The sequence below is a fragment of the Pseudomonas segetis genome (assembly GCF_900188155.1).
Classification (GTDB): Bacteria; Pseudomonadota; Gammaproteobacteria; order Pseudomonadales; family Pseudomonadaceae; genus Aquipseudomonas; species Aquipseudomonas segetis.
Map to the genome: position 1 here is coordinate 1,081,772 of NZ_FZOG01000001.1, position 20,890 is coordinate 1,102,661.

General features: G+C 56.2%; 17 protein-coding genes, 2 pseudogenes and 1 riboswitch. Of the genes and pseudogenes, 9 read left to right on the forward strand and 10 right to left on the reverse strand.

Going from position 1 to position 20,890, the window contains the following annotated elements; all coding sequences use genetic code 11:
- The first annotated feature begins 55 nt into the window (after positions 1 to 55).
- On the forward strand, positions 56 to 358 hold the full coding sequence (locus CHB79_RS05005; RefSeq protein ID WP_010483862.1) for a DUF1883 domain-containing protein: 303 nt from the start codon (positions 56 to 58) through the stop codon (positions 356 to 358).
- A gap of 63 nt (positions 359 to 421) precedes the next feature.
- Here CHB79_RS05005 and metH read toward each other — a convergent pair whose 3' ends face one another.
- The gene (metH, locus tag CHB79_RS05010) at positions 422 to 4,126 is read right to left on the reverse strand and encodes a methionine synthase (RefSeq protein ID WP_089359063.1); all 3,705 of its coding nucleotides are present in this window, start codon (positions 4,124 to 4,126) and stop codon (positions 422 to 424) included.
- 162 nt (positions 4,127 to 4,288) lie between these two features.
- Between metH and CHB79_RS05015 the strand changes: the two genes are divergently transcribed.
- On the forward strand, positions 4,289 to 6,574 hold the full coding sequence (locus tag CHB79_RS05015) for a fatty acid cis/trans isomerase (protein ID WP_089359209.1): 2,286 nt from the start codon (positions 4,289 to 4,291) through the stop codon (positions 6,572 to 6,574).
- Positions 6,575 to 6,615: 41 nt separating this feature from the next.
- Here CHB79_RS05015 and CHB79_RS05020 read toward each other — a convergent pair whose 3' ends face one another.
- Positions 6,616 to 7,353, reverse strand: coding sequence for a DUF1223 domain-containing protein (locus CHB79_RS05020; RefSeq protein WP_089359064.1), 738 nt, complete (start codon positions 7,351 to 7,353; stop codon positions 6,616 to 6,618).
- Between the two features lie 153 nt (positions 7,354 to 7,506).
- Here CHB79_RS05020 and nfuA point away from each other — a divergent pair, with 153 nt between their 5' ends.
- Positions 7,507 to 8,091 carry a Fe-S biogenesis protein NfuA gene (gene nfuA, locus CHB79_RS05025; protein WP_010483868.1) on the forward strand — a complete coding sequence of 195 codons (585 nt, stop codon included), beginning with the start codon at positions 7,507 to 7,509 and terminating at the stop codon, positions 8,089 to 8,091.
- A gap of 60 nt (positions 8,092 to 8,151) precedes the next feature.
- On the opposite strand, the gene CHB79_RS05030 is transcribed toward nfuA, so the two are convergent.
- From CHB79_RS05030 to CHB79_RS05050, 5 genes are all read right to left on the reverse strand, one after another.
- On the reverse strand, positions 8,152 to 9,318 hold the full coding sequence (locus CHB79_RS05030; protein WP_089359065.1) for an MFS transporter: 1,167 nt from the start codon (positions 9,316 to 9,318) through the stop codon (positions 8,152 to 8,154).
- Position 9,319: 1 nt separating this feature from the next.
- The gene (locus CHB79_RS05035; RefSeq protein ID WP_010483872.1) at positions 9,320 to 9,565 is read right to left on the reverse strand and encodes a DUF1272 domain-containing protein; all 246 of its coding nucleotides are present in this window, start codon (positions 9,563 to 9,565) and stop codon (positions 9,320 to 9,322) included.
- A gap of 85 nt (positions 9,566 to 9,650) precedes the next feature.
- Positions 9,651 to 10,646 (reverse strand): GlxA family transcriptional regulator, encoded by a 996-nt coding sequence (locus CHB79_RS05040; protein WP_010483874.1) that lies wholly within the window; start codon positions 10,644 to 10,646, stop codon positions 9,651 to 9,653.
- Between the two features lie 209 nt (positions 10,647 to 10,855).
- Positions 10,856 to 11,125: a hypothetical protein gene (locus CHB79_RS05045; protein ID WP_010483876.1), complete on the reverse strand. Its 270-nt coding sequence runs from the start codon at positions 11,123 to 11,125 to the stop codon at positions 10,856 to 10,858.
- A 253-nt stretch (positions 11,126 to 11,378) separates the two neighbouring features.
- Positions 11,379 to 12,458, reverse strand: a complete 1,080-nt coding sequence (locus tag CHB79_RS05050; protein WP_089359066.1) for a patatin-like phospholipase family protein — start codon at positions 12,456 to 12,458, stop codon at positions 11,379 to 11,381.
- A 196-nt stretch (positions 12,459 to 12,654) separates the two neighbouring features.
- Here CHB79_RS05050 and CHB79_RS05055 point away from each other — a divergent pair, with 196 nt between their 5' ends.
- From CHB79_RS05055 to CHB79_RS05070, 4 genes are all read left to right on the forward strand, one after another.
- Complete coding sequence (locus CHB79_RS05055) at positions 12,655 to 12,963, forward strand: PepSY domain-containing protein (protein ID WP_010483880.1); 309 nt, start codon at positions 12,655 to 12,657, stop codon at positions 12,961 to 12,963.
- Positions 12,964 to 13,027: 64 nt separating this feature from the next.
- Entirely contained in the window at positions 13,028 to 13,342 is a 315-nt protein-coding gene (locus CHB79_RS05060; RefSeq protein ID WP_010483882.1) for a PepSY domain-containing protein, read from the forward strand.
- On the forward strand, positions 13,343 to 14,011 hold the full coding sequence (locus CHB79_RS05065; RefSeq protein ID WP_010483884.1) for a response regulator transcription factor: 669 nt from the start codon (positions 13,343 to 13,345) through the stop codon (positions 14,009 to 14,011).
- A complete protein-coding gene (locus CHB79_RS05070) occupies positions 14,008 to 15,342 on the forward strand; it encodes a sensor histidine kinase (protein WP_089359067.1) in 1,335 nt (444 codons plus the stop codon). The genes CHB79_RS05065 and CHB79_RS05070 overlap by 4 nt, the downstream gene beginning before the upstream one ends.
- 70 nt (positions 15,343 to 15,412) lie before the next feature.
- Here CHB79_RS05070 and CHB79_RS22365 read toward each other — a convergent pair.
- From CHB79_RS22365 to CHB79_RS05080, 3 genes and pseudogenes are all read right to left on the reverse strand, one after another.
- Positions 15,413 to 15,928: pseudogene (locus CHB79_RS22365) on the reverse strand (methyl-accepting chemotaxis protein); the annotation flags it as partial.
- Positions 15,929 to 16,318: 390 nt separating this feature from the next.
- A pseudogene (locus CHB79_RS22370) lies at positions 16,319 to 17,557 on the reverse strand (PDC sensor domain-containing protein); the annotation flags it as partial.
- 226 nt (positions 17,558 to 17,783) lie between these two features.
- On the reverse strand, positions 17,784 to 18,380 hold the full coding sequence (locus tag CHB79_RS05080) for an NADPH-dependent FMN reductase (protein ID WP_089359069.1): 597 nt from the start codon (positions 18,378 to 18,380) through the stop codon (positions 17,784 to 17,786).
- 263 nt (positions 18,381 to 18,643) lie between these two features.
- Here CHB79_RS05080 and CHB79_RS05085 point away from each other — a divergent pair, with 263 nt between their 5' ends.
- Both CHB79_RS05085 and mntP read left to right on the forward strand, forming a co-directional pair.
- Positions 18,644 to 19,966, forward strand: a complete 1,323-nt coding sequence (locus CHB79_RS05085; RefSeq protein WP_089359070.1) for a Na+/H+ antiporter family protein — start codon at positions 18,644 to 18,646, stop codon at positions 19,964 to 19,966.
- A 173-nt stretch (positions 19,967 to 20,139) separates the two neighbouring features.
- Positions 20,140 to 20,306: riboswitch (yybP-ykoY riboswitch) on the forward strand.
- Between the two features lie 7 nt (positions 20,307 to 20,313).
- Positions 20,314 to 20,877 carry a manganese efflux pump MntP gene (gene mntP / locus CHB79_RS05090; RefSeq protein ID WP_089359071.1) on the forward strand — a complete coding sequence of 188 codons (564 nt, stop codon included), beginning with the start codon at positions 20,314 to 20,316 and terminating at the stop codon, positions 20,875 to 20,877.
- Positions 20,878 to 20,890: the final 13 nt, after the last annotated feature.

Genomic DNA, 20,890 nt, shown 5'->3' on the forward strand with positions numbered 1-20,890 from the left:
GCAGTGCAGGCTATATACTAGTCACTGGTTTGCTTACAGCTGCGTGGAGCGGTCGATGAAATTTATACATCAGCGTGAACATCTCAATGAAGACGACCTGGTCGTTATCGAGTGTTCACAAACCTGCAATATCCGCCTGATGAACGACGCGAATTTCCGCAGTTTCAAAAACGGCGGGCGTCACACCTATCATGGTGGCGCGTTCGATAAGTTCCCGGTGCGCATCACTGTGCCGAGCACTGGTTTCTGGAATATTACGATTGATACCGTTTCGCGCAAGGCGATCAGCGTTACGCGCAAGCCTACGCTCAAGCACTCGATCAAACTGGTTCGTCGTTCCGAGTCAAAGTTCAGCTAAGTTGGCGTCAAGCACAAAGAAGCCCGCAATTGCGGGCTTCTTTGTGCTGAGGTGCAGTCAAACCTAGTCGTCATAACCCAGGTTTGGGGCAAGCCAGCGCTCGGTTGTGCGCAGGTCTTGTTGTTTGCGTGCGGTGTAGCTTTCGACCTGGTCTTTATCAATCTTGCCGACAGCAAAGTACTGCGCTTGTGGGTGGGCAAAATACCAGCCGCTGACGGAGGCCGCAGGGAACATGGCATAGTGTTCGGTGAGGAACACGCCGCTCTGCTGGTTATCATTGAGCAGGTCAAACAGGGTGCCTTTCTCGGTATGGTCGGGGCAGGCCGGATAACCTGGAGCAGGGCGGATGCCTTTGTAGGCTTCCTTGATCAGTTCTTCATTGCTCAACTGCTCTTCTGGGTCGTAGCCCCAGTAGTTTTTACGCACTTGCTGGTGCAGCCATTCTGCGCAGGCCTCGGCCAGTCGATCAGCCAGCGCCTTGACCATGATCGAGTTGTAGTCGTCGCCTTTATCCTGGTAGGCCTTGGCCACTTCTTCTGCGCCAATTCCCGCCGTGGTGATAAATCCACCGATATAGTCCTGCACGCCGGACTCTTTGGGAGCAACAAAGTCGGCAAGTGAAAGGTTGGGCTTGTCGTCAGGCTTGATGGTCTGCTGGCGCAGGTGATGCAGCTTGGCCAGCGGTTGGCCATCATCGCCATAAATCTCCAGGTCGTCGTCTTGCACCTGGCTGGCTGGCCAGAAGCCGAGTACGGCGCGGGCGCTGATCAGTTTTTCATCGATCAGTTTCTTGAGCATTTCCTGGGCATCGGCAAAGAGCGCAGTGGCGGCCTCGCCGACGACTTCATCGGTGAGAATGCGCGGGTATTTGCCCGCCAGATCCCAGGAAATGAAGAACGGCGTCCAGTCGATAAACTCAGCCAGCACCGCCAGGTCGATATCTTCCAAAACCTTGACGCCGGTGAACGTCGGCACTGTCGGTTGATAGCTGGCCCAGTCGAATTGTGGCTTCCTGGCGATGGCTTCGCTGTAGCTCAGGCGCTCGGTGCGGGCGCTGCGATTGGCTGTGCGCTCACGAACCACGGCGTAATCTTCACGGGTATTTTGAACGAATGCGGTCTTTAGTTCTTTGGACAGCAACTGGGTCGCAACGCCCACGGCGCGCGAGGCGTCGGCCACATAGACCACGGCATCATTCTGGTACTTGGGTTCGATCTTCACCGCAGTATGGGCTTTGGATGTGGTCGCACCGCCGATCATCAGTGGCAGGGTAAAGCCCTGGCGCTGCATTTCGCGGGCGACGTGGACCATTTCATCGAGCGATGGCGTGATCAAGCCGGACAAGCCGATGATGTCGCACTTTTCGGCGATGGCGGTTTGCAGGATTTTCTCGGCGGGCACCATCACGCCAAGGTCGACGATGTCATAGCCGTTACAGCCGAGCACCACTCCAACGATATTCTTGCCGATGTCGTGGACGTCGCCCTTGACCGTTGCCATCAGGATCTTGCCCTTGGCTTCCGGCTTGTCGCCTTTTTCCGCTTCGATAAACGGAATCAGGTGGGCCACGGCTTGCTTCATCACGCGTGCAGACTTGACCACTTGCGGCAGGAACATTTTGCCGGAGCCGAACAGGTCGCCGACTATGTTCATCCCGCTCATCAATGGACCTTCGATCACCTCGATCGGACGGGCGCATTGTTGGCGGAATTCCTCGGTGTCTTCAACGATAAACGCGGTGATGCCCTTGACCAGCGCATGTTCAAGACGCTGCTGCACGGCAAGGCCACGCCACTCTTCGGTCTCGGCTTCTTTAACGCTGCCGTCGCCCTTGTATTGATCGGCCAGGGCAAGCAGGGCATCGGTGCCATTGGTCGTGCGGTTGAGCACCACATCTTCCACGGCGTCACGCAACTCGGTCGGGATCTGGTCGTAGATCTCCAGTTGCCCGGCGTTGACAATGCCCATGCTCAGGCCGTTCTTGATCGCGTAATACAAGAACACCGAGTGAATGGCTTCACGCACCGGGTTGTTGCCACGGAATGAGAACGACACATTGGATACCCCGCCCGAAGTCAGGGCATAGGGCAGGTTGTCGCGGATGTAGGCACAGGCATTGATAAAGTCGACAGCGTAGTTGTTGTGTTCTTCAATGCCGGTGGCAATGGCGAAAATATTCGGATCGAAGATAATGTCTTCCGGCGGAAAGCCAACTTCATCGACCAGAATGTCGTAGGAGCGCTTGCAGATTTCTTCTTTGCGCGCCTGGGTGTCGGCCTGGCCATCTTCGTCGAAGGCCATGACCACAACGGCCGCGCCGTAGCGCTTGCACAGCTTGGCGTGGTGCTTGAACTGCTCAACACCTTCTTTCATCGATATCGAGTTAACGATGCCTTTGCCCTGGATGCACTTGAGGCCTGCTTCGATTACCTCCCATTTGGAGGAGTCGATCATGATAGGTACGCGCGAAATATCCGGCTCACCGGCAATCAGGTTGAGAAAGGTGACCATGGCAAGCTTTGAATCAAGCATGCCTTCGTCCATGTTGATATCAATCACCTGGGCGCCGGCTTCGACCTGTTGCAGGGCGACTTCGAGTGCTTCGGTGTAGTTGTCTTCGCGAATCAGGCGGGCAAACTTGGCCGAGCCGGTGATATTGGTGCGCTCGCCAACGTTGACGAACAGCGAGTTGCGATCGATGGTGAAGGGCTCAAGGCCAGACAGGCGGCAGGCCTTGGGAATGTCCGGGAGGGCGCGTGGTGCATATTTAGCGACGGCTTCTGCAATCGCCTGGATATGCCCGGGCGTGGTACCGCAGCAGCCGCCGACGATGTTCAAGAAGCCAGAAGCTGCAAACTCTTCAACCACCGCAGCCATTTCAGCTGGTGTTTCGTCGTATTCACCGAAAGCGTTAGGCAAGCCCGCGTTGGGGTGGGCAGAAACGTGGGTTTCAGCCTTGTTGGAGAGCTCTTCCAGATAGGGGCGCAGGTCCTTGGCTCCCAAGGCGCAGTTCAGGCCCACCGAAATGGGCTTGGCATGGCGCACGGAGTTCCAGAAGGCTTCAGTGGTTTGGCCAGACAGGGTGCGGCCTGAGGCATCAGTAATGGTGCCGGAGATCATGATCGGCAATTCAACGCCCAGGTCTTCATACACCTGCTGCACCGCGAAGATGGCGGCTTTGGCGTTGAGCGTGTCGAAGATGGTTTCGATCAAGATCAGGTCCGCGCCGCCTTCGATCAAGCCACGGGTGGCTTCGGTGTAGTTTTCAACCAGCACATCGAAGGTAACGTTGCGATAACCTGGGTTGTTGACGTCTGGGGAAATCGAGCAGGTACGGCTGGTCGGGCCGAGAACCCCGGCAACGAATCTTGGGCGATCTGGTGTCTCGGCGGTCTTGGCATCGGCCACCTGGCGCGCCAGACGAGCCCCTTCGACGTTGAGCTCGTAGGCTAACGCCTCCATGCCGTAATCGGCTTGCGATACACGGGTGGCATTGAAGGTGTTGGTTTCGAGAATGTCGGCGCCTGCGTCGAGATAGGCTTTCTCGATGGCACCAATAACGTCAGGACGGCTCAGGATAAGCAGGTCGTTGTTGCCTTTGACATCGCTCGGCCAGTCGGCAAAACGCTCGCCACGATAATCTTGTTCTTCGAGCTTGTAGCTTTGGATCATGGTGCCCATACCGCCGTCCAGGATCAGGATGCGATCCTTGAGGGCTTGCTGGAGAGCGAGTGTGCGGGCGCTACGATCTGACAAAGACATGGACACGAATACCTAAGAATTACGGGATACAGAAGGGCGCGATAATAGCAAAGCTGCACGCTTTTGCAGCGCGTGCGGATAAACATGAATTTGATTCATGATGATGACGATAGCCACGTAATAGTGCTGGAGGCTAAAATCGCCGCAACGCTCTATAAGGATGTGGTGATGCAGTATCGTTCATTTATCTCGGCATGTTTTGCCTTGGCCAGCCCGTTGCTGGCGGCCGAACAAATTTCTTACAGCAAAGACATTCAGCCGATCTTCACTAAAAACTGCGTTGCTTGCCATGCCTGCTATGACGCACCTTGCCAGCTCAAGCTTGAAAGTGGTGAAGGGGCAGAGCGTGGTGCCAGTCAGTCTCCTGTATATGATGGCTCGCGTAAAAAAGCCCAGGACCCTACGCGTTTGTTCTACGACGCCCATACCGTGACCGAGTGGCGTAACAAGGGCTTCAATTCGGTACTCGACCAGCAAGGCAGCCAGGCTGCATTAATGTCGCGCATGCTCAAGCTCGGGCACGACAACAATAGCTTTGCCCCCAATAGCAAGCTGCCTGAAAAACTTGACCTTGGCATCAACAGAGTCAATCAATGCACCTTGCCTGGTGATTTCGACAAGTTTGCCGCAAAAAATCCCGCTGTCGGCATGCCATTCGCGGTGACGGGCCTTACAGCTGAAGACTACCAAACCCTGCAACGCTGGCTCGCCAGTGGGGCGCCTGTCGATAAGTCAGTGCCTGTTGCCACGCCAGCTGAAATAGCCCAGGTGCAGGAATGGGAAGCGTTCTTCAACCAGCATGGTGCGCGTGAAGAACTGGTTTCGCGCTGGCTTTACGAACACCTGTTCCTTGCGCATTTGTATTTTGACGATGGCAAAACCCGGCATTTTTTCCAATTGGTGCGCTCACGGACTCCGAGCGGAAAACCGATTGATCCAATCGCCACCCGCCGTCCCAACGAAGATCCAGGCACTGACTTTTATTACCGCATAGCGATGGTGCCTGATGTCATTGTGCACAAGACTCATATTACCTATGCGTTGAGTCGCAAGAAAATGGCGCATATCAAGTCGATGTTCCTTGACTCATCCTGGACGGCCGATGCGATACCTGGCTACGGTGCACAGCGCAGGGCCAATCCGTTCGAGACCTACAAGGCGATCCCGGCCGAGGCCCGTTATCAATTCATGCTCGATGATGCCGAGTACTTTGTCCGTACCTTTATTCGTGGCCCGGTTTGTCGAGGTCAAATTGCCACTGATGTGATACGTGATAATTTCTGGACGTTCTTCCAGGACCCCAAGCACGACCTGTACATCACCGATCCGGAATATCGCGCAGAGGCGACTCCCTTGCTGGCGATGCCTGGCCAGTTCGATGACATCGGTAGCCTGGTCGGCATGTGGGATGACTATCATGACAAGCGCAATGAGTATGAAGAGCTGCGTCGAGATCGTTATGAAGATGCGCCGCTACCGAGTTGGTCCAATATCTGGTCGGGAAATGATCAATCCCTGCTGTCGATCTTTCGTCAGTTTGACAGTGCGACGGTACGCCGAGGCCTGATTGGTGGCATTCCGCAAACCATCTGGTGGATGGATTATCCACTGCTGGAGCGCACCTACTATCAACTGGTGGTCAATTTTGATGTGTTCGGCAATGTCTCGCATCAGGCGCAAACACGGCTGTACTTTGATTTGATCCGTAACGGCGCCGAGCAGAACTTTCTACGCTTGATGCCGGCGGACTCACGCGAAGGGATATTGAAGGACTGGTACCGCAACAGTGGTCGTCTGAAGCTCTGGTTAAACTACTACGAGGGTATCGACACCGATACCAAGACCGCGCTTTCGCTTGATCCCAAGCATCCCAAGCGTGATTTTGCAGAGCAACTGCTGATGCGTTCAGGTGATCTGAACGTCGCGCCAGACCCTATCAACCGCTGCCTGGACGGCCATTGCTACCAGGCAAGTTCCGATCCGCAGATGCAACATGCCGAGCAAGCATTGAGCCGTTTGGTGAATAAGCCCGCGGCTGGTCTAAAGGTGATCCATCAGTTACCTGAAGCGACAATGCTGCGGGTGGAGGAGCCCGGTGGCAAACGCAATATCTACAGCATTTTGCGCAACCGCATGCACAGCAACGTTGCCTTTATCGCGGGCGAAGGGCTGCGCTATGAGCCAGGGCTGGATACCCTGACCATCTACCCAGGGATCATGAGCAGCTACCCGAATTTTATCTTCAACGTACCGGCGCAAGAGGTGCCGGACTTTGTCAGCGCCCTTGAGCAGGCCAAGGATGCCGAGGCATTCGAAAAGGTGGTTGACCATTGGGGCGTTCGCCGGACCCATCCGGACTTCTGGCGCTACTTCCATGACCTGACCCGTTATATCGAGGAAACTGACCCAGTACAGACGGGTGTGCTGGACATGAACCGCTACGAGAACCTCTGAGTCATCATGGCCGCGCAGGCGCTCTGCGCGGCTATGGAGCCTTATGGGCTGATCCAGCCACCCACGGCTTGATAAGGCGTTGGGTCGCCTGGTGCGCCCAGCCAGGCAACCACGGCCTGGCGCTCGCCGCGCGGATCCTTATGCAGCTTGGTGCGCCAGTGGTTGTCGCGGGTTGCGCTGACCTGTTGCAGGCTCAGGACGACAAAGTCGTGCTTGATGGTTTTGCCCGCGTTCTCGCCTTTGGTTATCTGTGTGTCTATGCCAAATCCAAGGCGGGCGACATAGAGGAGGAGCCCCTTGGGCGGCGTTTTTCGAGGCTCGAATTCTACTTTGAGGTCATCGTCATCAAGGCTTAGTTGTAATTTGCCAACGGCTTCTTGCTGTTCGGGTAGGGTGAGTGGTTGATGTTGAAACCAGCCACGCCATTCATGACCGGCAACAACGAAACCAGGTGTATAGACCGACTGGGTGCCCCCGGTTCGCGTATAGGCCCGTTGTCGGGCGCTATAGCTCTGGTTGGCAAAGGGGTCTTGCCAGCCCAGGTAGTCCCAGTAGTCGACATGGAAGGCCAGAGGAATGAGCTTTGTCCATAAATCAGGATACTGGACCAGGGATGACAGCCATTTCTCGGCAGGTGGGCAAGAGCTGCAACCTTGGGAGGTATAGAGTTCCAGCACGCTGGTGGGTTGTTCGCCGCTGGTCAGCGTCTGCACCGAGCCTTGGGCCATTGCGCAACCCAGGAGCAAAACGACGGGCCAGAATTGCCAGGATTTTTTCATCGGTGGGTGTCTCCGCTAAGCCAGTGTGGTGATAAAGACTGGACGGCTGGAGGACTGGGTTGTTACAGCTGGATTTAATCCGACAAAAATGCTCGGGCTTTATCAAATGGTGCCTGTTGGCGTACACTGCACCCATGTTTGCGAGGAGTTGCCATGAGCACTATCACTATTACCGACGCTGCCCACGATTATCTAGCTGATTTGCTGAGCAAGCAGGACACAGCGGGCATCGGCATCCGCGTATTTATTACCCAGCCTGGCACCCAGTATGCCGAAACCTGCATTGCCTATTGTAAGCCGGGTGAGCAGAAACCAGAAGACACAGCGCTAGGCCTGGCCAGCTTTACTGCCTGGATTGATGCAGTAAGTGAGCCGTTTCTGGAAGATGCCGTGGTTGATTACGCTACTGACCGCATGGGCGGCCAACTGACAATCAAGGCACCCAACGCCAAGGTGCCGATGGTCAATGAAGACAGCCCGATCAATGAGCGCATCAACTATTATCTGCAAACCGAGATCAATCCGGGCCTGGCCAGCCACGGTGGCCAAGTCAGCCTGATTGATGTGGTTGACGAAGGAATTGCCGTGCTGCAATTTGGCGGTGGTTGCCAAGGTTGTGGCCAGGCTGACCTGACGCTCAAGGAAGGTATCGAGAAGACCCTGCTTGAGCGTATCCCTGAGCTCAAGGGCGTTCGTGACGTGACCGATCACAGCAACAAGGAAAATGCTTACTACTAAGCAGCGATTGCAGTGAACAAAGGCGCCTTGATGGCGCCTTTGTTGTGGGTGCCTAACGGCTTAGGCCAGTTGCGTGCGCTTACCAGGGATCAGCATAAAAAGCACAATGACGATCAGCGGCAAAATGCTGATATTGACGGCATTCCAGCCAATTGCGCTGATCAATGCACCAGAGGCAAATGAAGCGCTCGCTGCTACCGAACCGTTGCTCAACTCCATCAAACCTTGAGCATGACCCCGCTCAGCCGGTGTATGCCCCTGGGCGAGCAAAGTGGTTCCAGCGATCAACATCAGGTTCCAGCCCAGTCCAAGCAAGAACGAGCTGATCAAGAACTGGTTGCGGGCTATACCGCTCATGGCAATAGACGCACTGACTAACAACACGCCGCTGCCGATCACGGCAACGCGCCGACTACCCAGCGTATCGACCAAACGCCCGGCGACAAATGCTGGCAGAAACATACCAAGCATGTGCCATTGCATAACCCGTGCACTGGTTTCCAGGGACAGACCGCAGTCGCGCATTGCCAGTGGTGTGGCGTTCATGACCAGAATCATCAGGCCGTGGCCAATGGCAGTCGTGGCGATAGCGGCACGCACCACCGGACGACCCAACAGCTCACGCATGACTGCCCAGCCGCCGGTGCTTGCAGTCGGTATGGCGCCTTGTGGCAATTGGCTGAGTACGCCAGCAGCAACCAGGGCCAAGGCGGCCATCATCAGATAGGCACCGGTAAAAGGTGTGTCCAATGCATTTTTCGACCAAAGCGCCAGGCTGGGCGCAATCAACGCGGCTATCACGCCACCACCGATCACATAGGCGCTGGCGCGTCCTCTGGCTGACTCGGGTACTGCTTCTAGTGCGGCAAAGCGGTAATACATTGCCGAAGCCTGGTAGGCACCAATAGGCAGGGCTCCCAGGCACAGAATGCTGAAGTCTCCCAGCCACACGCCCCATGCGCTGATCAAGCCGCCGAGCACGCCACTACCAGCACCCAACAGTAAGCCTGCGCGCCTACCATGACGTTGCATGTACAACGACAGTGGCTGAACCGCCAACAGGTTACCCAGCACCAGTAGCGCCAGTGGCAGGGTGGCGAGAATGTTCAATGGCGCGAGCTGTAGGCCGATCAAGGCGGTCAAGGTGATGCCAATCATGGAGCAGCACCAATACAGGGCCTGGCAAATGAATAACCGGCCAATCGTTGCTTGAGTGATCAATGCCATATCAGTGATCCTCCTGGGCTGGCCTTGTGTTTGGACGCTCGGGTTCAGGGGGCGATTGCGGCTGCGTTTCAAGCGCCCGGCGCGGGCGTGGCACCAGTTCACCCGAGCAGTTGGGGCATTTAAGTTGTAAACGCTCAGTGGCACAGTTTTGACAGAATGTGCATTCGTAGGAACAGATAAATGCACTATCGCTGTCCCCGGGCAAATCACGGTTACAGCATTCGCAGTCTGGGCGTAATTCGAGCATGAAAAGTCCTTACCTCAGGGTTGTGAAGTATCAGTGGTGGATCAGCAAGGGATTGGTCGGACACTGAGTGTCCAAGACAAGCTAGTCAGGTAAAGCGCTGCGCATATTCCTGCGGGCTTACTGACAAATGCTTCTGGAAAGTACGGCGCAGGTTTTCCGGGTGACCAAATCCGGTGAGCCTGGACACGGTACTGATTGAGGCCTGTGCGTCCTGCAGTAAATTGCGGGCGGCTTCCAGGCGGACCTTCTCGACGTATTTGCCGGGGCCAACGCCAAGTTCCTGGATAAACACCCGTGACAGGGTTCGTGGCGTCATGCAGGCTTGCGCGGCCAAAACCTCAAGGCTCAAGTCTTCACCGATTCGGGTTGGAATCCAATCAAGCAGCGCCGCCAAGCGCGGTGTCCGGCTTGGCTCCGGGCTGAGCAGGGCGCTGAATTGTGCTTGACCACCAGGGCGGCGCAGAAACATCACCAGGCGACGGGCAACGGCCAAGGCGATTACCCGGCCCAAATCCGCTTCGATCAAGGCCAGCGCAAGGTCTATTCCCGCCGTCACGCCCGCCGAGGTGAACAGATGGGCATTGCCTTGTGTGTCATGGGCGTCATAGGTATGCAACTGGTCAGCGAGCACTTCGATATTCGGATGATCACGACGCAAGGTCTCCACGTCTGCCCAGTGGGTAGTGGCGCGACGGCCATCAAGCAGGCCGCTGGCAGCCAGGATCAACGCGCCGGAGCAAACTGAGCCGAGCCTACGGATCTGTGGTTCGGCCGAGCGCAACCAGTCCAGTAACCGCTGGTTGCACACTTGCTGGTGCTCGCCAATGCCACCAGGAATCAGCAGTGTGTCGATTTCACTGGCCTGGATTTCATCCAGTGCCTGCGCGGCAATAACCTCGATACCGGCGGATGTGCGGATTGGACCTGCCTGCTCAGCCAGCAGCAGGGTTCGGTAATAGGCAGGCAAACCCTGGCGCTGGCGTTCGACGTTGGCAGAGGCAAAGACCTGCAATGGGCCTATTGCATCAAGGCTCATGAAGTCGGGATAAATCAGGCAGGCAATTGTTTTAAGCGCATCCATGGGGCGTTCCGATCAAGATTGACTCGATGAGCGATGGATACAGTGTGCGCTCAAGGGTTGTATGGCAACAAGGACAGTAATCCCACAGATATTGCCAAATATCTTGATGTAGAACAGGTCTTCCCGGCAGAAGCAGGCAAACATTCAGGCACCGCTGCGCTCAAGGATTGCTGAGCGGCGCAGCGGTAGCCTGATAAGCAGGCGGAAAATTAAGCCGGCATGCTCCAAGGTGCGAGGTTGAAACCTTTGCGGCTCAACTCTTCACGAGATTCTGTAAGCACCTTGGCCAGTAGCTCAGGGTTGCTGTATGTGCTGCTCGACAGCTTGGTACGGCCCAGGAGGCGCGTGCTGGTGTGGTCGAGGACAGTCAGTGTCAGCTCGTCGGAGCCGTTTTGTGGCGACCAGGCCACACAGTGGAACGGTTGGAAGGCGCGGTCGACAATCAGTAGTGCTTCGTTGCAACGCAATTGTGCGTCCATTGGGTCAGTGACTCCTAGTTAGTCCCAAAAATGTGAAAGCCAGCAAGAGCGCGTCTTTACTGACTCTTCACAGTGTTGATGACCGGTGTTGACCCGGAAGTCACATATCAGTTCGAAAAAAGATGGATTTTTGCATTAAAAATGTGTTTGCACTGATCGGCGGCAATAAAACGCGAGATTTTTTGTTTTTTATTGCCCAATCAAGTGGGCTTGATTCAGGGTTAATCAAAGGCTTATCAGACGATCTTGAGACTCATAGTGGGATCAACCCGTGGCCTAGCCGGCCGGTTTCTGTCAATTCAAGGAACTCATCGCCCAGGCGCTGGCTTTCCTGCATGGCGACGCGCCAGTAACGTTCACGACTGGCATCGTCCCCCAGGAAACGGGTGAAGTCTTTACGGTCCGGCAGTTTGCCGTAGGGCAGGTTGGCCAAGTACTCATTGGAGGGGGCCAGCAACACCACATTCTTCAGCCGTTCGCTATTGCCGCGACGCCAGGGCATGGTCTTGTCGAACCAGCCCGGGATGACCTTGTCGGTGAAGTGCGGATACAAGACGATATCGTCGCCGTTGTACGGCAGGTCCAGGTGGTAATCAAGCAAGCCACCATCGCGATAAGTACCATCACCTGCTCCTGGAATATTGCGCACGCCTTCCATCACCATTGGGATAGAGCCCGAGGCCAATAGCGCGTGGCGCAGGTTGCCGGCATCAAGGGTCAAGTAACGCGAAGGGAAGTCGGTGAGCGGATGGAGGGGCGGGGCAAGCCTGGCGTCATGCAGAATGACTCGCTCAAAGTGGCGTGCCAGGCGTGAGCGTGCCAGCATGTTGTTGCCGATTACCGAGGACAGCCCCAGTCCGAGCATGCCGCGGTGATCGTGGGCGAGCAGGCCGTGGCTTTTAACCACGACAATGTTGAGCCGGTAATGCGGGTTGTTCAGAACAGCTGTGTCCTGGCCTTCAAGCAATTCATCAAGCATGACCCGGCAGCTGTGGGAGATCTCTGCCATGGTCACGCCTTTGGCAAAGCGTTGCGAGGTGTACAGCTCGCCCAGGCGGCGTATACCTTGCGCAGCATCCGGCAGGCAGGCACTGGCAAAGCGCCAGGAGCCGATGGAGGCACCGATCAGCGAGCGCTCGCGGGGTGCTTTCGGCAACCACTCCCCGAAGAGGGCGAGATCGAGTCCTTGAATCCCCAGCGCCTTGGGGCCGCCTGCTGCGCCTGGCAAAATACTGATATCAGCAGGTTGCAAGCCGCGTTCTTGAATACGCGCCATGGCCTGTGACCCTGCTTTGATTGTCAGGGCAGGGGTTTTGATAATAATCGCGCTCATGTTGGTCTCCATCACCCAAGGCAGCGATTATAGAGGGTATGGCACGCAGGCCAAGTGACTTCAGCAGGTGAATGACAGGCTCTAACTTAGGCCTTTTCCTACCTTTGTTGTCGGCTTGTGTAGGCTAATTCAGGTTGGTTTAAGTCAAGCTGCGTAAGCTGCACAGCATCGACAGTAACCTTATGGGAGACCGACCATGAAACGCCTTGCCACTGTTAGCATGATCGCCGTGCTCGGGCTTTGTACTGGCATCGCCAACGCCCGTGACCTGGGTCCGGATGAAGCGCTTAAATTGCGGGACGCGGGAACCATCAAGGACTTCCAGGCACTCAACCAGAGCGTGTTGAAGCTGCATCCCGGTGGCCGCATCAGCGAAACTGAACTTGAGCACGAATACGGCAAATACGTCTATCAGCTTGAGGTCATGGACAAAGACGGCATCAAATGGGATGTCGAGCTCGATGCGACTACTGGCAAAGTGCTAAAAAACCATCAGGACGATTAAATACACTTCGGGCCTGCGTCCGCTCGGACGGCCGTCGGCGTGACCTTTAATTCAGAGGTTTTTAATGAAAGTCCTGGCTAGAACCTTTCTGTTGGCAGGGTTGCTTGCTTTGGCCCTGTCGCAGGGTGCATATGCGCGTGACCTCGATCAGGATGAAGCCTTGCGTCTGCGCCGTGAAGGCGTGATACAGCCACTCGAGCAATTGATGCGGCCGGCCATGGAGCGTTATCCGCAAGCGACCTTGCTGGAAGCCGAGCTTGAGGAAGAGGATGATGTACTAGTCTATGAAATCGAGCTCCTGACCCAGCAAGGCCAGGTGCGAGAATTGGAACTGGATGCCCGGGATGGGCGAATCCTGAAGGATGAGGAAGACGACTGAATGCGCTTGTTGCTGGTAGAAGATCATGTTCCATTGGCCGATGAATTGCTCGCCAGCCTGACTGCGCAAGGCTATGCCGTGGATTGGCTGGCCGATGGACGCGATGCGGTTTATCAAGGGGCGAGCGAGCCCTATGACTTGATAATTCTGGACTTGGGATTGCCCGGCCTGCCAGGCCTTGAGGTGTTGCAACAATGGCGCAGCGGCGCATTGGCAACGCCGGTATTGATACTGACCGCCCGCGATTCCTGGTCTGATCGCATTGCAGGCTTGAAAGCCGGTGCAGACGACTACCTGAGTAAACCCTTTCACCCCGAAGAATTACAGCTGCGCATTCAGGCTTTGTTGCGACGCGCACGTGGCCTGGCCAACCAGCCACAGCTCGAGGCTGCTGGCCTGCAACTTGATGAAGGGCGGCAAAGTGTTGTCTGCCAGGGCACCGAGATTGATCTCACCGCTGCCGAGTTTCGCTTGTTGCGCTACTTCATGATGCACCCGGGCAAAATCCTCTCTAAAAGCCACTTGGCCGATCATTTATATGACGGTGAAACCGAGCGCGATTCCAATGTGATCGAAGTGCATGTCAACCATCTGCGCCGTAAGCTCGGCCGGGAAGTGATCGAAACCCGGCGTGGCCAAGGCTATCGATTCGGTAGTGCCAGCGCTTGAAGTCCATTCAGCGGCGTCTAAGCTTGGGGCTTGTCGCGGTCCTGGTGGTTGTTGGCTTGTTGCTGGCGCAAGCCTTGTTGTGGGTGTTCGAGCACAGCCTGCGCGAGCAGATAGAAGTCAGGCTCAAAGACGAAGCCGAGTCGCTGATCGTTGCAATGGTGCGTGGCCCACAGGGTTTCCAACTGAGCGAGCAACGCCTGAGCGCGGCGTACAAGCGGCCCTATTCAGGGCTGTATTTCCGTATTGATTTTGCCGACACAACCTGGCGTTCCCGTTCCCTGTGGGACAGCGAGTTGCAGCCGGGCGACAAGCCGGGGTTGCAGGAAGGTTTGAGCCAAGGCCCCCAGGACCAGCAGTTGTTGACCTATCGAGGCGACTATCAACGCTTCGGCCAGAAACTGGTCATCTACGTGGCCGAGGATTACACGCCCATTCTCAAAAGCGTCCGCAATGTCCAGGTCATAGGCCTTGGACTTGGGCTCGGCGCCTTGCTGCTGATCCTGATCCTGCAGCGCAGCATCGTTCGCCGGGCATTTGGGCCGCTGGAGAACACCCGCAAGCAGATTGCCCAATTGCAGCAAGGCCAGCTCAATGAATTGGACAGCCAGGTGCCGATTGAGCTGGAGCCGCTGGTCGAGCAAATCAACCATCTACTGGCGCATACCGAAGAAACGCTGCGCCGCTCACGCAATGCATTGGGCAACCTCGGTCACGCATTGAAAACACCGCTTGCGGTATTGGTGAACCTGTCATCGCGCAGCGAGCTTGAAGCCCATCCAGCGCTACGCAAGAAGCTCGAAGAAGCACTTGAGCAAATCGAGCAGCGGTTGAGCCGTGAGTTGAATAAAGCCCGGCTTGCTGGCGAGGCATTGCCCGGTGCCCATTTTGATTGTGCTGCCGAGCTGCCCGGACTGTTCAGCACCCTGCAGATGATTCACAACCGCGGTTTACAGCTTGATTGGAATGCCCCGGCAGGATTGCGCCTGCCCTGGGATCGTGAAGACCTGCTCGAGCTGTTGGGTAACCTGCTGGATAACGCCTGTAAATGGGCTGATTCCAAGGTGCAGCTGCAGCTAAGCCAGGGCAGCGATGGCTATCGCCTGGTCATTGAGGATGACGGTCCAGGTATCAATGCCGAACGTCGCGAGGATGTACTCAACCGTGGAATTCGCCTTGATGAACAAGTCAGCGGCCATGGGTTAGGGCTGGGGATAGTGCGCGATATCGTTGATGCCTGGGGGGGTGATATTTCCCTGGGGGAAAGCTCACTGGGCGGCTTGAGCGTGTGCATCCTGTTGCCGTCCCGGCGGTTGGCGATCAAGGCCAAGTAAGAAACGCTGCGCCTGTTGATCTGCAGTGATGCGGTTATCCGTAGTGTACGGATAACCGCCCACATCCAGCCTAGACGCGGAATTGATCCATCAGGCTTTGTTGCTGGTTGGCAAGGCGGTTGAGGTCCTGGCTGACCTGTGCGGATTCATCGGCCTGGCTGGTGATCGACTCGGTGACATCACGGATGGAAGCCACGTTGCGATTGATCTCCTCAGCCACCGAGCTTTGCTCTTCAGCGGCGCTGGCAATCTGCAGGTTCATATCGGTGATGATGCTGACTGCCTCACTGATGCGCTGTAGGGCGGCAACGGCATGTTCGACCTGCTCGACGCTGCCCTGAGCCTGGCGGTGACTGCTGTTCATGGTGCTGACCACTTCACGGGTGCCGCTTTGAAGGCCTTCGATGACCTGGCGAATTTCCTCGACTGAATCCTGGGTGCGTTTGGCCAGGCTGCGCACTTCATCGGCAACCACGGCAAAGCCACGGCCTGCTTCACCGGCACGGGCCGCTTCAATCGCGGCATTGAGCGCCAACAGGTTGGTTTGTTCAGCGATAGAGCGAATCACTTCGAGTACCGAGCCGATCTGGTCACTGCTGGCAGCAAGCCCTTCGACTTCTTGCATGGCGACGCTCATCTCATTGGCGAGCAACTCAATGGATGAGGTGGTTTTGTCGATAACACCGAGTCCATCGCGGGTCGCGTGGTCGGCACTGCGCGCCGCCTCGGCGGCTTGTGCTGCGTTTTGCGCGACATCGTGGGCGGTTGCACTCATTTCCTGGAATGCCGTTGCCACCTGGTCGACTTCACGGAACTGCTGTTGCATCCCCGCGCTGGTCTGGCTGGCAATCGATGCCGACTGGTCAGCGGTCGCCCGAGCGTCTACGACGCTGCGCTTCACCTCGGCGATGATCGGCTGCAGCTTGTCGAGAAAACGGTTGAACCAGCTTGCAAGCTCGCCGAGTTCATCCTCTTTGGTGTAGGCCAGGCGTTTGGTCAGATCGCCTTCACCGCTGGCAATGTCCTTGAGCATGGTCGATACACCAATGATCGGACGTGTCACGCCGCGTGCGGTCAGCCACATCAGGAGCAAGCCGAGCACTGCCGCAACCAGACCAATGAGCAGAGCTACCGTGCTGTCTTGTGTGCTGCGTTCATCAAGCTGAGCTTGGAGTTTAAGGGCAGGGGCCAGCAAAACCTGTTCCGGTACCTGAATCATCACGCTCCAGGGTTTGGCTTCAGGGATCGGCTTGAATGGCTCGACCACACGCAGCATCTCGGCCTGGTGCAACGCGGCTGATTTCCCGGCGCTGACCAGTGCCTGGATTTCGTTGCTTTGCTCGGGAAAGGCTTTGTCCAGCGACTTGCTGAGCATGCTGGCGTCCAGGCTGTGGCCTGCAATCAAGCCTGCCGGGCTGAATATGCTGACGTGTGCCTGGCCGTCGTAAAGCTCGCTGCTGGCCTGGGTGCTCAACTGTTGAAGGCTGTCGAGGCTGATGTCCAGGCCGACCACGCCTATTACTTTGCCCTCGACTTGTAGCGGAAATGCAATGCTGGTCATCAATACTTGCTTGCCTGCCACATCATCGAAGTAAGGCTCCAGCACGCATGCCTGGGCAGTGTCGCGCGGGCAGGTGTACCAGGCGTTATAAGGATCGCCGCTAGGGCCTGTCTCGGTTTTGTTGAGGTCTTCCTCTGGCAGGGTTTCCGACTCCAGTTGGCCAGGCGTGGACTGCGACCAGTACAAGGAAAACCGACCTTTTTCATTGCTACCCAACTCAGCCTGATCGGAGAACAACTCGTCTTTGCCGTCGAGGGCGTTGGGTTCGAATATCAGGTACAGGCCGAGAATCGCCGGGTTGGCTTCAAGGCTTGTACGTACCTGGCGGGTAAGGTCTTCACGCAGGTCAAAGGCATCAAGGAAGCGTTTCTCGGCTTGTTCGCGCAGGAACAAGATCTGCCGGGAAAACCCCTTGCCGTATTGATAGGAGTCCATGAAATAGCGCTGGATGCGGATTGCCTGCAGTTCCCCGCGCGATTTGAGACGTAGCTCGGCACTGTCTTTAAGCATCTCGCTGCTTGATGAGCTGACCAGGTCGGCACTCTGTTTTGCTTGATAAAGTGATGCACCTACCAACAAGGTCACAATCGCAACCAGGCATAGACCTGCCAGCAAAGTGATTTTGAGTTGGATTGAGAGCCGGTTGAACATCATGCAGTGTCCCTTGTGAAAACCTTTGATACCGGACTATCGGCTAGGTCCTTTATTTCTTTATAGGAAATTCACCTGCGTGACGGTTTTATTGCGTCTGGGCAGCGGGGGCGGGCAAAAATGGTTTTCAAGTCTCGAAATAAGCTGTTCTGGTGTCGGAGGCACCTGAGAATAATAAAAAGCCCGGAGTTAACCGGGCTGTCATGGCTTGTTGTTACAGGTAGGCGGCTTACATTCCGTTGGTAAATGCTGCCTGGGTCATGTCGATGGACTCGCGGACAGGCTTAAGTGCCTGGGCGTATTTGCCGAGGATGTCGAGATTGTAATCAATCCGTGCGCGTAGGCGTTGATCATCTTCGGACTGTGGCTCGGGCATGTTCAAAACCTGCTCGGCATGACGCACTATCAAGTGTTCAGGCAGATAGCATAGCCTGCAGTTCTTGTAGCTCGAAGCGCGCAGTTCACTGATTGGGGAACTGCCGCCAATGCCTGACGAAACCCCGACCAGCAACCCTGGCTTGTGTGCGAGTTCGGTTTTGCTGGCGTAGATAAAGAAGTTCTTTATCGCCGGGCAAGCCATGCCATTCCACTCGGGGGCGACGATGATAACGGCGTCAGCACTCTTGAGTTGCTCACTGTAAAGTCCCCAGGGACCATCATCTTCTGCAGGCCAAAGCGGCAGGGGCGCAAGACCCAGGTCGATGACCTGGCTTTGCGCTTCGCTGGTCAGGTTCATTTGCATCAGGCGCTTGCGAAGAAACCGCGCCACCTTTCCCGATTGACTGTTATTGCGACTCGAACCCGCGACAATTGCGATATTAAGCATGCATCACTCCCTGAGTAGAAAAACGCAGGCTAGCGAGTTAGTGGTCTGTACATCAAGTATGCAGGCGACAATTGCACTGGCTGATCAGGCCAAACCCTTGGTAATGCTGATTTTTACCGCCTGAAATCGCCGATCAGGCGCCAGTCGGCAAGAAGTTTTGACAGCCCGGAGCGCATGGGGCAGAGTACCCGGCTTTTTTTGCGGATCGCCGAATCGAAGGCGTTACCAGACCCATTATTTAGTCGAGCTCTAGGGAGCAATTGATGAACGCAGTCATAGCAGCGGTCGGCATCATGCTGGTCCTCAGTTTGTGCAGGGTGCACGTGGTGGTGGCGTTGATCGTCGGCGCATTGGCCGGTGGCATGATTGGCGGCCTTGGCCTCAATGGCTCGCTAGAGGCTTTCAATAACGGCCTGGGTGGCGGTGCCACCGTTGCCTTGTCTTACGCGCTGCTGGGCGCCTTTGCAGTGGCCATCGCCAAGTCAGGCATGGCCCATGCGCTTGCCGATAAAGCCGTTGCCCTGGTTGGTAACAAGGACCAAGGTGGCGCAACGGGGGCATTGAAGTGGTTGTTGATCGCCTTGCTGCTGTGCGTGGCGATTGCGTCGCAGAACGTGTTGCCGATTCACATTGCCTTTATCCCTCTGCTGGTGCCGCCGCTGCTCTATATCTTGAGCAAAATGCAGCTCGACCGGCGCCTGATTGCCTGCGTGCTGACCTTTGGCCTGGTCACGCCCTATATGTTCTTGCCGGTTGGTTTTGGCGGGATTTTCCTCAATGAAATCCTGTTGGCAAACGTCGCCAAGGCTGGGGTTGATGTCACTGGTATCAGTGTGACCCATGCCATGGCGTTGCCTGCCCTGGGGATGTTCTGTGGCTTGTTGGTCGCGGTGCTGTTCAGCTACAGCAAAAAACGTGTGTACGACCTTGAGAAGATCGAACAGGTCGAGCGTGTCGAGGTTAAATACAATCCGCGCAGCCTGCTGGTGGCCGCGGTGGCTGTGGCTGTGGCCTTTGTCGTACAGCTCTGGCTGGACTCGATGATCATCGGTGCGCTGGCCGGTTTCGTGGTGTTTTCGGTATCTGGCGTGGTGCGTTGGAAAGAGGCCGACGGCCTGTTTACCGAAGGTATGAAGATGATGGCCATGATCGGTTTCATCATGATTGCCGCCGCCGGTTTTGCCGAGGTGATGAAGGCCACTGGTGACGTCAAGCACCTGGTTGACGATGCCGCAGCACTAATCGGCAATAACAAGGGTGTGGGCGCATTGCTGATGCTCCTGGTCGGCTTGCTGGTCACCCTGGGGATCGGCTCATCGTTTTCGACCGTGCCGATTATCGCCGCGATCTTCGTGCCGCTGGGCCTGCAACTGGGCTTTAGCCCGCTGGCGATTGTCAGCATCGTTGGTACTGCCGGTGCCTTGGGCGATGCAGGTTCACCAGCATCCGATTCAACCCTGGGGCCGACCTCGGGCTTGAACGTCGACGGCCAGCACAACCATATCTGGGACAGTGTTGTTCCAACATTCCTGCACTACAACATCCCCTTGCTGGTATTCGGCTGGATTGCGGCGATGGTGTTGTGATGCATTGTCCAGCAGTCGGTTTGTAAGATGAATTAGCGCGGCGGCCAAGCAATTGGCCGCCGCGTTTTTATATCGGTTTGCGGCACCCGTGCCAGGTTCAACAGCCCAGCTCACCAGCAGCCGATCGAAGTTTGAGCGTGGTCTTTTTCTAGCCAAGCGGCTATAGTGGCATTCCTTGTTGGGGAGTAGCCTGCTCTTGACCTGTGGTCGTAGAGCGTTCGTATCAACATTCTCGGCAGCATGCCGTGGTACGAACACCTTCTGGTTGGCGAGACCAGCGATGCATCCATGCCTAAAGTCGGGCGTGTGGTTGCGTCGTTGTCTCATAGCCCGACTGGACTCTAACCGTGAATCCCATTTCCTTGTTTTTTCTTGCCATGGCCATGTCAACGGACGCTTTTGCAGCGGCCCTTGGTAAAGGCGCAAGCCTGCATAACCCGCGTTTAAGCGAAGCCCTGCGCACAGGCCTGATCTTTGGTGTGATCGAAGCAATAACCCCAGTCATTGGCTGGAGCATTGGCCAGGTTGCCAGCCAATACGTTGAGCGCTGGGATCACTGGATTGCCTTCACCTTGCTCTTGGTGCTGGGCCTGCACATGATCTACAACGGTCTCCAGCACGATGACGAATCGGTCGAAAAGCCTAGCCAGCATTCATTCCTGATCCTGGCAGTGACCGCCTTTGCCACCAGCATCGACGCCTTGGCTGTCGGCGTGGGCCTGGCATTTATCGATGTGAATATCTGGGTCGCGGCAGCCTCTATCGGTCTTGCCACGACGGTAATGGTCACTATTGGCGTGATGCTTGGCCGTGTGCTCGGCAATGCAGTTGGCAAGCGTGCGGAAATGATTGGTGGCGTTGTGCTTATGTTGGTCGGCGCTGCGATTCTTTACGAGCATCTGACGGTGTAATCAGGGCGTAAAC

What these genes read in the sequence shown, in the direction of transcription:
- CHB79_RS05035 (WP_010483872.1), bottom strand. Translation starts at nt 9,565, where the DNA reads ATGCTCGAATTACGCCCAGACTGCGAATGCTGTAACCGTGATTTGCCC.
- CHB79_RS05055 (WP_010483880.1), top strand. Translation starts at nt 12,655, where the DNA reads ATGAAACGCCTTGCCACTGTTAGCATGATCGCCGTGCTCGGGCTTTGT.
- CHB79_RS05045 (WP_010483876.1), bottom strand. Translation starts at nt 11,125, where the DNA reads ATGGACGCACAATTGCGTTGCAACGAAGCACTACTGATTGTCGACCGC.
- CHB79_RS05085 (WP_089359070.1), top strand. Translation starts at nt 18,644, where the DNA reads ATGAACGCAGTCATAGCAGCGGTCGGCATCATGCTGGTCCTCAGTTTG.
- CHB79_RS05065 (WP_010483884.1), top strand. Translation starts at nt 13,343, where the DNA reads ATGCGCTTGTTGCTGGTAGAAGATCATGTTCCATTGGCCGATGAATTG.
- CHB79_RS05005 (WP_010483862.1), top strand. Translation starts at nt 56, where the DNA reads ATGAAATTTATACATCAGCGTGAACATCTCAATGAAGACGACCTGGTC.
- CHB79_RS05040 (WP_010483874.1), bottom strand. Translation starts at nt 10,646, where the DNA reads ATGGATGCGCTTAAAACAATTGCCTGCCTGATTTATCCCGACTTCATG.
- CHB79_RS05030 (WP_089359065.1), bottom strand. Translation starts at nt 9,318, where the DNA reads ATGGCATTGATCACTCAAGCAACGATTGGCCGGTTATTCATTTGCCAG.
- CHB79_RS05050 (WP_089359066.1), bottom strand. Translation starts at nt 12,458, where the DNA reads ATGAGCGCGATTATTATCAAAACCCCTGCCCTGACAATCAAAGCAGGG.
- nfuA (WP_010483868.1), top strand. Translation starts at nt 7,507, where the DNA reads ATGAGCACTATCACTATTACCGACGCTGCCCACGATTATCTAGCTGAT.
- CHB79_RS05060 (WP_010483882.1), top strand. Translation starts at nt 13,028, where the DNA reads ATGAAAGTCCTGGCTAGAACCTTTCTGTTGGCAGGGTTGCTTGCTTTG.
- CHB79_RS05080 (WP_089359069.1), bottom strand. Translation starts at nt 18,380, where the DNA reads ATGCTTAATATCGCAATTGTCGCGGGTTCGAGTCGCAATAACAGTCAA.
- CHB79_RS05020 (WP_089359064.1), bottom strand. Translation starts at nt 7,353, where the DNA reads ATGAAAAAATCCTGGCAATTCTGGCCCGTCGTTTTGCTCCTGGGTTGC.
- CHB79_RS05015 (WP_089359209.1), top strand. Translation starts at nt 4,289, where the DNA reads ATGCAGTATCGTTCATTTATCTCGGCATGTTTTGCCTTGGCCAGCCCG.